This is a genomic window from Porphyrobacter sp. AAP82 (genome assembly GCF_000331285.1).
Taxonomy (GTDB): domain Bacteria; phylum Pseudomonadota; class Alphaproteobacteria; order Sphingomonadales; family Sphingomonadaceae; genus Erythrobacter.
In genome coordinates, this window is the sequence record NZ_ANFX01000049.1 from 1 (window position 1) to 12,320 (window position 12,320).

The 12,320-nt window shown below is 69.5% G+C and carries 11 protein-coding genes and 1 tRNA gene; 4 read left to right on the plus strand and 8 right to left on the minus strand.

Translation table 11 applies throughout. The features are described from left to right. Window positions 1-95: 95 nt before the first annotated feature. Together metW and metX are read right to left on the minus strand one after the other, a co-directional pair. A complete protein-coding gene (gene metW, locus D620_RS0113790) occupies window positions 96-698 on the minus strand; it encodes a methionine biosynthesis protein MetW (RefSeq protein ID WP_017666401.1) in 603 nt (200 codons plus the stop codon). Then, complete coding sequence (gene metX, locus D620_RS0113795; RefSeq protein ID WP_017666402.1) at window positions 695-1,795, minus strand: homoserine O-acetyltransferase MetX; 1,101 nt, start codon at window positions 1,793-1,795, stop codon at window positions 695-697. The genes metW and metX overlap by 4 nt, the downstream gene beginning before the upstream one ends. 109 nt (window positions 1,796-1,904) lie before the next feature. On the opposite strand from metX, the gene D620_RS0113800 reads away from it, so the two are divergent. Together D620_RS0113800 and D620_RS0113805 are read left to right on the plus strand one after the other, a co-directional pair. Beyond that, on the plus strand, window positions 1,905-3,005 hold the full coding sequence (locus D620_RS0113800) for a pyridoxal phosphate-dependent aminotransferase (protein ID WP_017666403.1): 1,101 nt from the start codon (window positions 1,905-1,907) through the stop codon (window positions 3,003-3,005). Further along, complete coding sequence (locus D620_RS0113805) at window positions 3,002-3,907, plus strand: prephenate/arogenate dehydrogenase family protein (RefSeq protein ID WP_017666404.1); 906 nt, start codon at window positions 3,002-3,004, stop codon at window positions 3,905-3,907. Before D620_RS0113800 ends, D620_RS0113805 begins: the two co-directional genes overlap by 4 nt. Window positions 3,908-4,113: 206 nt before the next feature. On the opposite strand, the gene D620_RS0113810 is transcribed toward D620_RS0113805, so the two are convergent. The 6 genes from D620_RS0113810 to ftsE all read right to left on the minus strand — a co-directional run bounded on the left by D620_RS0113810 (window position 4,114) and on the right by ftsE (window position 10,423). After that, the gene (locus D620_RS0113810) at window positions 4,114-5,565 is read right to left on the minus strand and encodes a DUF1501 domain-containing protein (protein WP_017666405.1); all 1,452 of its coding nucleotides are present in this window, start codon (window positions 5,563-5,565) and stop codon (window positions 4,114-4,116) included. 17 nt (window positions 5,566-5,582) lie between these two features. Then, the gene (locus D620_RS0113815) at window positions 5,583-7,409 is read right to left on the minus strand and encodes a DUF1800 domain-containing protein (protein WP_017666406.1); all 1,827 of its coding nucleotides are present in this window, start codon (window positions 7,407-7,409) and stop codon (window positions 5,583-5,585) included. 96 nt (window positions 7,410-7,505) lie between these two features. Beyond that, window positions 7,506-8,192 (minus strand): lysophospholipid acyltransferase family protein, encoded by a 687-nt coding sequence (locus tag D620_RS0113820; RefSeq protein WP_017666407.1) that lies wholly within the window; start codon window positions 8,190-8,192, stop codon window positions 7,506-7,508. Between the two features lie 2 nt (window positions 8,193-8,194). Beyond that, on the minus strand, window positions 8,195-8,731 hold the full coding sequence (locus tag D620_RS0113825; RefSeq protein WP_017666408.1) for a YdcF family protein: 537 nt from the start codon (window positions 8,729-8,731) through the stop codon (window positions 8,195-8,197). 7 nt (window positions 8,732-8,738) lie between these two features. Further along, on the minus strand, window positions 8,739-9,680 hold the full coding sequence (locus D620_RS0113830; RefSeq protein WP_017666409.1) for a cell division protein FtsX: 942 nt from the start codon (window positions 9,678-9,680) through the stop codon (window positions 8,739-8,741). Beyond that, on the minus strand, window positions 9,677-10,423 hold the full coding sequence (ftsE, locus tag D620_RS0113835; RefSeq protein WP_017666410.1) for a cell division ATP-binding protein FtsE: 747 nt from the start codon (window positions 10,421-10,423) through the stop codon (window positions 9,677-9,679). Before ftsE ends, D620_RS0113830 begins: the two co-directional genes overlap by 4 nt. Window positions 10,424-10,590: 167 nt before the next feature. Here ftsE and D620_RS16690 point away from each other — a divergent pair, with 167 nt between their 5' ends. Both D620_RS16690 and D620_RS0113845 read left to right on the plus strand, forming a co-directional pair. Continuing rightward, window positions 10,591-11,694, plus strand: coding sequence for a zinc-ribbon domain-containing protein (locus D620_RS16690; RefSeq protein ID WP_017666411.1), 1,104 nt, complete (start codon window positions 10,591-10,593; stop codon window positions 11,692-11,694). A gap of 121 nt (window positions 11,695-11,815) precedes the next feature. Continuing rightward, window positions 11,816-11,902, plus strand: a tRNA-Leu gene (locus D620_RS0113845). The last annotated feature ends 418 nt before the right edge of the window (window positions 11,903-12,320 follow it).

A 12,320-nucleotide genomic window follows, 5' to 3' on the forward strand; every position in this document is an offset into this window, starting at 1 on the left:
CGCCTCCCCACCCGGCCACCAATAGTACCACTATGTTATGGTGGCCGGGTGGGGAGGCGGGGCGGGGGGTCTGCGCCACCGAAGGTGGCCGAAAACTAACGACTTAATTCGAACACCGCAAACTCGGCGCGCCAGTTCGCTGCTGGCGCGCCGATCTGTTTCCCGTTCGAGAAGAACCATGCGCGCTCCACCCTGGCGCCCTTCATCCGGGCGAGATCGCGGAAGTCCTCGACCGTGACGTGGTGGATGTTCTGGGTTTCGTACCAGCTCACCGGCAGCGCGCGGGTGACCGGCATTTTGCCCCCGAACAGCAACGCCGCGCGGGTCCGCCAGTGGGCGAAGTTGGGGAACGAGACGAAGGCCCGGCGGCCCACGCGCAGCAGCTCGTCGAGCATCAGGTCGGGCCGCGTCGCGGTCTGCAAGGTCTGGCTGAGGATCGCGTAGTCGAAGGCCTTGTCGGGGTAGTTGGCAAGGTCGAGGTTCGCATCGCCCTGCACCACCGAAAGACCACGCGACACGCAGCGTTCCACCAGCGCCCCGTCAAGCTCCATCCCCCGCGCATCGCAGCCGCTGGTCGCCTCCAGCTCGGCCATCAGCGCCCCGTCCCCGCAGCCGATGTCGAGCACCCGGCTACCGGGCGCGACATGGGCGGCGATCGCGGCGAGGTCGGGGCGGAGAGAATTCGAAGGGCGCGTCATTCGACGAACCCCTTCACCACACGGTCGAGCTGGTCGTGTTCGAGCAGAAAGGAATCGTGCCCGTGCGGGGCGGAAAGCTCCACGAAGCTCACCTTCGCGCCCGCCGCGTTGAGCGCGTGGACCACGTGGCGGCTTTCGGCGGTGGGGTAGAGCCAGTCGGTATCGAAGCTGACGATGCAGAACCGCGCCTCGGTGCCGCGGAAGGCATTGGCGAGCTTGCCGCCGTGTTCCTCGGCGATGTCGAAGTAATCCATCGCACGGGTGATATAGAGGTAGGAGTTGGCATCGAAGCGGCGGGTGAAGCCGCTGCCCTGATACCTGAGGTAGCTTTCCACCTGGAACTCGGCGTCGAAGTTGAACCCCTTGGCCTCACGGTCCTGCAAGCGGCGGCCGAACTTCTCGGTAAGGCCCGCTTCGGAAAGGTAGGTGATATGCGCCGCCATCCGCGCCACGGCGAGGCCGTTGTCGGGCTTTGAAAGGGCGTCGTAATAGTCGCCCTCGGCCCACGCAGGGTCGGCCATGATCGCCTGCCGCCCGACCTCGTGGAAGGCGATGTTCTGTGCCGAGTGGCGGGCCGTGGAGGCGATCACCAGCACCCGCGCGGCGCGGGTCGGCCAGTTGGCGGCAAGGCTCAGCGCCTGCATCCCGCCCATCGACCCGCCGACGACGGCGTGCAGGCGTTCGATCCCGAGGCCATCGAGCAGCGCCACCAGCCCCCGCACCATGTCGCGAATGGTGATGACGGGGAAGCGCATCGCGTAAGGCTGGCTGTCGGCCGCGAGGCTGGCAGGGCCGCTCGATCCCATGCAGCTGCCGATGACGTTGGCGCAGATCACGAAGTGCCGGTCGGTGTCGATGGGCCTCCCCGGGCCGACCATCCGCTCCCACCAGCCGGGCTTGCCGGTGATCGGGTGCGGGCTCGCCAGATACTGGTCGCCGGTCAGCGCGTGGCACACCAGCACGGCGTTGCCCTTGTCGGCGCCGAGCGTGCCATAGGTCTCGTAAGCGATCTCGCACGCCTCCAGCACCTGTCCGCTGTCGAGCGGGAGGGGTTGGGGGATGCGGTAGACCGGCGAGACAGGCGGGGCTGGGTTCATGGGCGATCCGCGAATTGGGGGAGCCCCCCGCGCATGTCAATCGCGCCCGGGGGCGCCACGCGTTTTCGCGCTGTATTCGCACAGGCAAACTGGCTATCGCGCTCGTCCCATGCTGAAGCCCGAACCCAAGCCCTGGATCGCCGCGATCCGCGCCTATGTCCCCGGCACGTCGAAGTCGGCTTCGGGCCGGCCGCTGGTCAAGCTGTCGGCGAACGAGAACCCGCTGGGCTCCTCGCCTGCCGCGCTCGCCGCTTTGGCCGAGGCGCATGTCGCGGCCGACTACCCCGATCCCGATGCCCGGGCGCTGCGCGAGGCGATTGCCGTCGTCCACAGCCTCGACCCCGCGCTGATCGTGTGCGGCACGGGCTCGGGCGAGCTGCTGCACTGTGCGGTGCAGGCGCTGGCAGGGCCGGGGGACGAGGTGCTCATGTCGCGCTACTCCTTCTCGCTTTACCCGCTGCTCGCGCAGAAGGTCGGCGCGGTCCCGGTCTTCGCCGACCCCGAGGGCTACGGGGCGAGCGTCGACCGCCTGCTTGCCGCCGTCACCGAACGCACCCGGGTGGTGCTGCTCGACAACCCCAACAACCCGGTCGGCACCTTCCTCCCCCCCGCTGAGGTCGCCCGCCTCCACGCAGGGCTCCCCGCCGACGTGCTGCTGGTGATCGACGAGGCCTATGCCGAGTATGTCGATCCCGCCTTCCAGACCCACGCCTTCGCCCTCGCCAAGGCGCACGGGAACGTGCTGGTCAGCCGCACCTTCTCCAAGGCCTATGGCCTTGCCTCCGAGCGGGTCGGCTGGGCGACCGGCCCGGCGCACCTCGTCGATCTCGTCAACCGCCTGAGGGGCGCGTTCAACGTCTCGGTGAGCGGGCAGAAGGCCGCTGCTGCCGCGATGTCCGACCAGGGCTTCGTCGCCGCCGCCCGCGAGCACAACGCCCGCGAGCGTGCCCGCCTCGCCGGTGCCATCGCGGCGCTGGGCAACCACGGCATCTCGGCCTCACCCAGCGAGGCCAACTTCCTCCTCGTCCACTTCGAGGGCGAGGTCACCGCCGGCGCCGCACTCGCCGCGCTGGCCGAGGCCGGGTACGCGGTGCGCCACCTGCCCTCGCAGGGGCTCCCCAATGCCCTGCGCATCACCATCGGCACCACCGCGGCGACCACCGACGTCATCGCCGCGCTCCGCAAGCTGTGCGGCGAGGCGGCGGCATGACCATCCGGCACCTCGCCATCATCGGTCTCGGCCTGCTCGGCGGCTCGATCGGGCTCGCCGTCACGGCGCGCGGGCTGGCCGTCACCACCGCCGGCTGGGACCGCGACCCCGCCGTCCGCCAGCGCGCCGCCGAGCGGGGGCTGGTCGGGACTGTCCACGAGACCGCCGAGGCCGCCGTCCAGGGCGCCGACCTCGTGATCCTGTGCGTGCCCGTCGGCGCGATGGCCGATGCCGCCCGCGCCATCGCCCCCGGCCTTGCCCCCCACGCCATCGTCAGCGACGTCGGCTCGTCCAAGGCCGCGGTCGCCGAGGCGCTGGCCGAGGCCCTGCCGGGCGCCACCGTCATCCCCGCCCACCCCGTGGCGGGCACCGAGCAGTCCGGTCCGGATGCCGGCTTTGCCACCCTGTTCGCCGGGCGCTGGTGCATCATCACCCCGCCCGATGCCTGCGATCCCGCCGCGCTCGAGGCGCTCTCCGCCTTCTGGACAGCGCTCGGCTCGAGGGTCGAGCTGATGGACGCCGCCCACCACGACCTCGTCCTTGCCGTCACCAGCCACATCCCGCACCTCATCGCCTACACCATCGTCGGCACCGCCTCCGATCTCGAGGACGTGACCCAGAGCGAGGTCATCAAGTACTCCGCGGGCGGCTTCCGCGACTTCACCCGCATCGCCGCCTCCGACCCGGTGATGTGGCGCGACGTGTTCCTCACCAACCGCGGCGCGGTGCTCGAGATGCTCGGCCGCTTCACCGAGGACCTCACCGCGCTCCAGCGGGCGATCCGTTCGGGCGACGGCGACACCCTGTTCGACCTCTTCACCCGCACCCGCGCGATCCGCCGCGCGGTCATCGAACAGGGCCAGGACGACGAGCGCCCCGACTTCGGACGGGTCAACAAGTGAGGCCCCCGGCCCCGCTCACCCGCGCGGCTGTAGGAGACACATGAGACACTGTCCTGGCGCGGAAAAGTGCGCCCGGCGCGCAGTGCCCGAGGGCAGGGCTGCAACATGGGCAGGCAGGGGATCGCGGCGGGCCATGCGCACCACAATGACAGGCCGCCAAGGAGTAGGAAAGCGCGCAGTTTGGCGGCGCAGGGCCGCCCCGGATCCTACTTCGCCGCCACCGCTGCCGCCGTCTGCGCCGCCTGCATGAAGCCAAGGTCCGGCGAGGCGAAACGTCCGATATTGGGCGCGACCGAAGGCAGTTCGGACGGCGCGACCCCGAACCACAGGCCCAGCGTCGAGGACAGCTCGTCGACCGAGACCGCAGGCAGCAGCCGCCCTTGCCCGACCTGATCGTTGCCGGTGACCGAGACCTGCGGCGCGCGGCCATAGAACCGTCCGCCGCGCACGGCGCCGCCGACGATGAAATGATGCGCCCCCCAGCCGTGATCGGAGCCATCGCCGTTCGATGACAGCGTGCGCCCGAAATCCGAGGCGGTGAAGGTGGTGACGTTGTTGGCCACGCCCAGCTCCACCGTGGCGCGGTAGAAGGCGTCCATCGCGAGATCGACCTGGGCGAGCAGCCCGTCATGCGTGCCGATCAACCCGTCGTGGTTGTCGAACCCGCCGAGCGAGACGAGGAACACCTGCCGCGTCACCCCCAGCCGCCCGCGCGCGGCGATCAGCCGGGCCACCACCCGCAGCTGGTCGGCCAGCCGGTTGCCGCTGCCGAAGCTGGTGTTGACCGTCACGCTGTTCAGCGCATCGTTGACGAAGGTGCCGTACTGGATCGAGCGGCTGTTCGCCTGCGCATAGTCGGCGGCAAGGACATTGCCCGATGCGCTGCGCAGCAGGGTGCCGAGCGCCTGCGAGGCGGCGGCGGAGTTGAACAGCCGCCCGTTCTGCAAGGGGTTGAAGAGCGTCGCGCCGCTGGACGAGACCTGATAGGGCACCGCCGTCTGCCCGCTCAGGAACACCGCGTTGCCGGTGGCACTGATCGCGGTGAACATCGAATTGGTGTTCGAGGTCAGCGCCAGGTCGCCCATCCGCCCGCCCCATCCGGTGCGCGAGCCTTCGGGCTGCGAGCTCTGCCAGGTCGATTGCTGGTCATTGTGCGAGAACAGCTTGGCCGGGCGCGGCACCACGCCCGCATCATACTGGGCGCGGGTCAGCGGCTGGATCAGCGGCCCGACATTGAGCAGCGGGGCCATCGCGCCCGCATCGAACAGCGCCTTCATGCGCGGCATGGTGGGGGCCAGCGCATAGGTGATGTCATCGGTCAGCCGCTGGTCGGACGGGGTGGCAAGCACCGTATTGGCCAGCGCGCTGCGGGCGAGCGCGATGCCCGATGCCGCTTCCGAACCGGCCGTGCCCCGGATCGCGGCATAGCGGCCGTAATTGACCGCATCGAAGGGGATCAGCGTGTTGGCGTAGTCGTTCCCGCCGTACAGGAACACGCAGACCAGCGCCTTGTAGCCGCCGCCATTGCTGAAGGCCGCCGCCTCGGCAAGGCCGGCCAGGTCGAGCGCATAGGAGGCCGCGCCCCCCATCATCGCCAGCTGGGCCGACCGCCGCAGGAAGGCGCGCCGTTCGATTTCGATGCTCTTGCCGATGAACATATGTGCGCCCCCAAGCCCTATTTCTGGATGAGATAATCGGTCGAGGCGAGGATCAGCACCACGCCGATCAGCACCCGCCGCAGCTTTTCGGCGTTGGTCGATGTGGCGGTGATGGTCACATCGTCCATCGCGACGCGGATCGTGTCGCGCACGCCCTGGGTGAGCTGGCGGCCGGTCAGCAGCAGATCGAGCCGGTCGAGCAGCGCCGCGCTGTCCTGGGCGATGGCGATCTCGGCCGCGTAGTCGAGCGTGACGTCGGCGACCGGCGTGCGGCCGCCCTGGACTGCGCGTTCGACGAAGTTGACCCAGCCTGCGACCGAGGTATCGTTGACCAGCTGGAACTCGGGCGCAAGCAGGCCGCGATTGGCGGTTTCGGTGTTGGGCGGGAAGTATCCCGGGCGGAAGAAGTTGAACACCGAAGGGCTGCGCAGCGGGCTCTGGCCGAGGCCGGTCGCCTGACTGCCGAGATCGAGCACCAGCCAGTTGCCCGAGGTCGAACGCGCGCCGAAGGTGCGGGCGAACTGGGCATAGCGCAGCACCGGTTCACGCAGCTTGCCGAAATTGGGGTTGGCGATACCCGCCGGATCGAGCGCCTCGTTATCGGTGAGGATCGCCTTGAACACCGCCGCCAGATCGCCGCGCCGCCCCTGGCCATTGTTGGCGAACACCGCCGCAACCCGTCCGACATAGGCGGGCGAGGGGTTGCTGGTCACCAGCCGCTGGATCATCTGGCGGGCAAAGAACGGCCCCACGTTGGGGTGGTTGAACAGGTGGTCGAGCGCCAGCCGCAAGCTCTCAGCCGCGCCGGTTCCAGCCGGGATGGTAAGGCCGAGGAAGGTCTTGGCTTCGGCTGAATGGAAACCGATGGTGCGCGCTGGCGCCCAGCGGGTCGGATCGGCGGTCATCGGGCGACGGGCGTATTCGGGATCGGGAACCCGGCCTATGCCCGGCCCCCCGTCCGTGGAGGCAAGGCCAGCCTGATCGAAGTCATATCCAGTGAAAACCCTTGCCAGCCCGGAAACGTCTTCGCTGGTGTAGGTTTCAACCGGCTTGCCGTTCACGAGCCGGTTGGTGCCATCGGGGTTCAGTTCGAACAGCCCGATGGTGAACAGCTGCATCACTTCACGCGCGTAATTCTCGTCCGGCACCCGGCCGCGCCCGTCAGCGGCGCGATTGCCGCGAGTGTTGAGAAACACACCCATTGCCGGGTTCAGGGTAATGTCCTGCAACAGGTCACGGAAATTGCCGGAGGCGTGGCGGTTGAGAATATCCCAGTATTCGCCGATCGCCGGACCGCGCCAGATCAGGTCGATGCCAGCCAGCGACACCACGAAGAATTCCGACAGCGCAAAGGCAATCCGCTTGCGAACCGAATCGCCGCCCGACAGCAGTTGGGACCAGATCATGTAATCGCCGGCGTTCGCGAAAATATAGTGGCGGTTGGCATCGACCCGGTCAAAGCCGCGGTCGGCCAGGAAGTTGCGGGCGGTCTGGCTGCTGGACGCGGCAAACTGGCGATCGAGCCACGGGCCAAACCCTTCGCTGCGCACTTCGGCGATCGCAGCGGTCGAGGCAGAGAGCGAGGCTTGCAGCAGAAACCGCGCCGCTTCGGCATCGCTCTGAGGCTTGCGCACCGTCGCCACCGGAGGGCCGCCGCCGCCGGTGCTCCCCCCGCCGCCGCAGGCCGCAGCCGCCAGCGCCAGCGTGCCGGCCGCAAGGGCCCTGGCTTGCGCGACGCCGAGTGCAGGAGCGCAAGCAGGTGCGGGGACTGGCGCCGCGCGCGCATCCTGATCGGCGGCGCCGTGTGCTGCCGCCTCGTCCCTGTTTTCAGCCGTCAGTTCCATGTCAGGTGCCCCCTTCGATCCCCCAACGCACCAAGGTTAGGACTTCCTTCGTTGCGATACGATTAAAATCGCATCCGTTCCGGACTGTCCCGCCCGCTACCTGTTCAACGCATTGATCGCCGCATGCACCCGCGCCTCGATGTCCTCGCGGGGGAGGCCGGCGGGGATGGTCTCGCCGACCTTGTAGGTGATCCGCCCCGGGCGCTTGACGAGGCCGTGGTAGAGCCGCCCGCTATCGACCGCGATCGGCACCACGGGCAGGCGCAGCAGCTTGTAGAGCCCGGCGAACCCGGCCTGAAGCGGCGGCCGTGTGCCGACCGGGACGCGGGTGCCCTCCGGAAAGATCACCAGCGGGCGGCCCTCCTCCACGCGCTGCTTCGCGTGTCCGATCATCTGGCGCAGGGTCTTGGCGCCTTCCTCGCGCGCGACGGGGATGAGGCCGTATACCAGCGCCGAATAGCCCCAGCCGGGGATGCGGAACAGCTCCTGCTTGGCGAAGACCGCAGGGTGGGCGAACAGGCGCGGGGTGTCGATCGCCTCGAAGAAGGCCTCGTGCTTGACCGCGATCAGGACGGGGCCCTGCGGCAGCGCGCCCTCGAGCACCACTTCGATGCCAAGGACATGCTCGACGCACCACAGGTGCCATGCGCCCCAGCGCCGCACGATCCCGCCCAGCGATGCAGGCCTTGCGGTCACCGCCAGCGCCGAGGCGCTCACCAGAAAGACGCTGCCGCCATAGAACAGCGCATAGAAGGCAAGGCTGCGCAGGGCCGAAAGGAGCATTCTCAAAGGTCGGCCATGCCTGCCGCGCGGCTCGCGATCAGCTTGTGATATTCGAGGAACAGGGTGCCCAGATCGGGCTGCGAGGGCACCGCGTCGCGCACCACGGTGACATGCGGCGGGAGGGTGCGGTCAAGCTCTCCGGCGGCGCGGCGCATGTGCCAGTCGGTGGTGACGAGCCGCAAGCTGCGGACCTCGTTCTGCGCCACCCACTTGGCGGTCTCGGCAGCGTTGGAGCGGGTATCGACCGCGGCAAAGCCGAGCGTCACGCAGCACGCCATGGTGCGCGGGGATACCCCGAATTCGGCGGCGAATTCCTGCGGGCGGACCTCCTTGTCGACCCCGCTCACCAGCATCCGCCTGGCAAGGCCGCGGTCGAGCACGGCAAGCCCGCGCGCGATCCGCCCGGGGCCGCCGGTGGGGACGATCACCGCATCGGTCTTCACCCCGTCCGAAGGCTTGGGCAGGGCGACGACGAACCACAGGAAGCCGATCGCCCAGACAAGGAACAGGAGGGACAGCAGGCGGCGCAGGGTGGTCATGTCGGCCCTAGAGCATGTCCCTGAGGGCAAGCGCAATGGTGATGCGCGCGGTCAGGCCCGCCAGCAGCACGCCTGCCAGCGGAACCGCGCCGATCACCAGCCAGTCGGCCAGCATCAGGCCGCCGCCGCTCACCATGCCGCTGCCCAGCTGCGCGAATTGTTGGCCGAGCAGCCATACCGCCCCGACGCCCAGCCCCGCGCCGAGCGCCGCGCCGGCCAGCGCCTCGCGCAGCACGTCGCGCAGGAACACCGCGGTGATCTGACGCTGGCTGGCACCGAGCAGGTGCATGATCTCGACCGTATCGCGCGCGCCGGCAAAGGCGTTGCGCGCGGCGAGCCACACCGCAGCTGCGGTCGCCAGCGCGACGAGGGCGACCAGCGCGAGGGCCAGCCATTGCAGCGCGGCCAGCGCAGCGTTGACGGGGCGCAGGAAATCGCCCTGCGCATCGACCCGCGCGCCCGGCACCGCCGTCTGCACCGCGGCCGCGATCCGCGCGACTTCGGCGGGGCCCGCGCTGCCGGCGAGTTCGACGTCGATCAGCGCCGGGATCGGCACGTCGCCGCTGGAGGCCCCTGCGCCGAGCCATGGCTCGAGCATCGCCACCAGTTCGGCCTCGGGCACCGCGCGCACCGCAGTCACGCCGGGGAGCGCGGTGAGCACCTTGACCGCCGCGGCGGTCCGCTCGCCGCGCAGATCGGGGTTGGGCTCGATCACCTGCACGCTGAGCGCGCTCGACAGGCCCGCGCTCGCGGCGGCGCCGAGGTTGCGCAGCGCAAGGCCGCCGGCCGCGGTGATGACGACCAGCGCGATGAGGATCGCGATCACCCAGGGGACCGGCCCGGTGAGCCGCTGCGGCGGCAGCAGCCGCGCCGCAGCGCGCCCGCGCGGGCGTTCGGGCGCGGGGTCGCCCTCCTCGGCTTCGGCGGGGAGCGGGGGGAGGCTGCTCATGTCGCCCCGCTCCCCGAAGGCGTGCTCCCGCCCGGCCGGGGCGGATAGCGCAGCGCGCCGGTGGGATCGGAAAGGTGGCCCTTGTGGAGCCGCATGATCAGCGAATCCGGGACCTTCTTGAGCAGATGGACATCGTGGGTCGCGACCACCACCGTGGTGCCGACGCGGTTGTTGAGCGCCTCGAACAACCGCAGCAGCTTCAGCGCCATGTCCGGATCGACGTTGCCGGTCGGCTCGTCGGCGATCAGCATCCTGGGCCGCGCGATCACCGCGCGGGCGATGGCGACGCGCTGCTGTTCGCCCCCCGACAGGCTCGGCGGCACGGCATGGGCGCGGTGCGCGAGGCCCACCCAGTCGAGCATGTCGCCGACCGCGCGCTGGACCTTCTTCTCCTCCGTGCCCGCAAGGCGCAGCGGCAGGGCGACATTGTCGAAGGCGGTGAGATAGGGGACGAGGCGGAAGTTCTGGAACACCACCCCCAGCCGCCGCCGCAGTTCGGGCAGGCGGCTGCGCGGCATGGTGACGAGATCCTGCCCGAACATCCGGATCGCCCCGCGCGAGGGCGCCTGCGCGAGGTAGAGCATCTTCAGCAGGCTGGTCTTGCCCGCCCCGCTCGCGCCGGTCAGGAAGTAGAAGCTGCCGGGGTAGAGCGTGAAGGACAGGTTGCTCAGCACCTCGGGATCGGTGCCGTAGCGCAGCCCGACATTGTCGAATTTCACATGGCCGGCGAGATTGTCGCTCATGGATGCGCACCTATCAGTGCGGCGCGGGCCGGAAAAGCCGCAGATCATCCGCCAGGGCCGGGGAACGGCGATTTAGCCCCCGCAATGTGGAAAACAGCAGGTAAATGCGGGGGTGCACCGCACATCCTCTTGTGCGAAAGGGCACGAGGACTAATGCCGGGTTTAATATGATCATCGCCTGCCCAGCCTGCGGCACCCGCTATGCGGTGCCCGATGCTGCCATCGGCAGCGGGGGGCGCACCGTGCGCTGCGCCAAGTGCAAGCACAGCTGGTATCAGGACCCGCCCGAGGCTGCGGCCAAGGCTGCGGCCCCGACTGCGGCTCCGGCCGGGGCGGCACCCCGACCCGCTCAGGCCCAACCCGCTCAGGCACCATCGCAGCAGACCGCGCCCCCGCTGCGCGAGCCCGATCCTGTCCCGGCTCCCCCGCCGCCGCCGCCGCCCGTGCAGCGCGCCGCGCCCGAACCCGCCCCCGCGCCCTCCCCCGAACAGCCGCGCGAGGGCCCCTCGATCAGCCACTGGCGCACGCCTGACGCGGCTGCCGGCGCAGCAGGCAGCGCCCCTGTCGGCGACGATGCCGCCGCCTCGCTCACGATGCGCGCCCTGCGCCGCGGGATGAGCGCTCGGGGCGAAGCCGCCGCCCCGCCTCCGCCCCCTTCGCGCCGCGCGCCGCCGCCCGAGCCGGAGCCCGCGCCCGCGCCGCTCCCCTCCTTCCCCGATCCGGCCCTGCCCGAGGACGACTACGCCGATCCGCCGCTGGGCGACGATACCGCCTATCGCAACGATGAAGACGGCGAGGCGGACGACGGCTCGCAGTTCGATTACCGCGCGCCCTTCACGCGGCGGCGCAATCCCTTGCGGATGTGGACGCTGGCGGCGATCATCTTCGCGCTGCTGGCCGGCGGCACGGCGGTCGCGGTCAATTATTACGGCCTGCCCGAATGGCTCCCGCTCCAGCGCGCCACCTTCGGGATCGGGCGGCCAGGCCTGACGCTCGATTTCCCGATCCCCGCGCAGAAGAAAGAGACCCTCCCGACCGGCGAGGAAATCTTCCAGGTGCGCGGCACGATCAGCAACACCGCGAGCGAGAGCCTCGATGTGCCCACGCTGCTGGTGGTGTTCTCCGACCGGCGCGACCGCCCGATCGGGGATTGGCCGATCGTCCCCTCCAAGCGCCGCCTCGCCCCGGGCGAGACCGTCACCGTGACCGAGGCGATCGCCGATATTCCCCCCGGTGCCGCGGGCGCCGCGATCGGCTGGGCGCACCGCTGACGGTCGCCTTGCCCGCCCCGCAGCAACCCTTGCTTCAAAGTGCTTGCGCATGGGCAGACCCCTTGCTAGGGGCGCGCTCCTACCGCGGGGCGAGCAGCCTGCTCCCCCGGCAAACCCGAGTGCGGTCGTGGCGGAACTGGTAGACGCGCAACGTTGAGGTCGTTGTGGGCGAAAGCCCGTGGAAGTTCGAGTCTTCTCGACCGCACCAAACATTAACTCCTTGTTTTGCAAGGATTTTTCTTTTCCGAGACACGCTGAGAAAGCGCGCGGTTCTGCGCCTTTCCGGGCCTCGAAACCCTCAGAAGTGTGCCAGAGACGGCGTTCCGAGCCTGTTCTCGTGCCGAAATCTCGGCGGGTTCTCTGCCCCTGGAAAACTGACCACAAGTCGCCGCAGCGTGTGGTCAGAGTACGTCGTCAAATTAGCGTGCGACTCTGTGCCTGGGCATGGAGTCATCGAACTGCCCTGACCACACTCCCCTCGCGCGCCCCTACAGTACAAACGGTCTCAACCAGTATGAGAGCGCCGGGAACATTGCGTTCTGCTACGACGCCAATGGCAATTGACGTGACCCCCTGATTTTCCTCCACGAGCGATTAGAGTCTGGCCTGAAGGAAGGACAGACGAT

Coding starts and splice junctions, on each gene's coding strand:
- D620_RS0113825 (WP_017666408.1), bottom strand. CDS start 8,731: ATGACCACCCTGCGCCGCCTGCTGTCCCTCCTGTTCCTTGTCTGGGCG.
- D620_RS0113820 (WP_017666407.1), bottom strand. CDS start 8,192: ATGCTCCTTTCGGCCCTGCGCAGCCTTGCCTTCTATGCGCTGTTCTAT.
- D620_RS0113810 (WP_017666405.1), bottom strand. CDS start 5,565: ATGTTCATCGGCAAGAGCATCGAAATCGAACGGCGCGCCTTCCTGCGG.
- D620_RS16690 (WP_017666411.1), top strand. CDS start 10,591: ATGATCATCGCCTGCCCAGCCTGCGGCACCCGCTATGCGGTGCCCGAT.
- metX (WP_017666402.1), bottom strand. CDS start 1,795: ATGAACCCAGCCCCGCCTGTCTCGCCGGTCTACCGCATCCCCCAACCC.
- D620_RS0113805 (WP_017666404.1), top strand. CDS start 3,002: ATGACCATCCGGCACCTCGCCATCATCGGTCTCGGCCTGCTCGGCGGC.
- ftsE (WP_017666410.1), bottom strand. CDS start 10,423: ATGAGCGACAATCTCGCCGGCCATGTGAAATTCGACAATGTCGGGCTG.
- D620_RS0113800 (WP_017666403.1), top strand. CDS start 1,905: ATGCTGAAGCCCGAACCCAAGCCCTGGATCGCCGCGATCCGCGCCTAT.
- D620_RS0113830 (WP_017666409.1), bottom strand. CDS start 9,680: ATGAGCAGCCTCCCCCCGCTCCCCGCCGAAGCCGAGGAGGGCGACCCC.
- metW (WP_017666401.1), bottom strand. CDS start 698: ATGACGCGCCCTTCGAATTCTCTCCGCCCCGACCTCGCCGCGATCGCC.
- D620_RS0113815 (WP_017666406.1), bottom strand. CDS start 7,409: ATGGAACTGACGGCTGAAAACAGGGACGAGGCGGCAGCACACGGCGCC.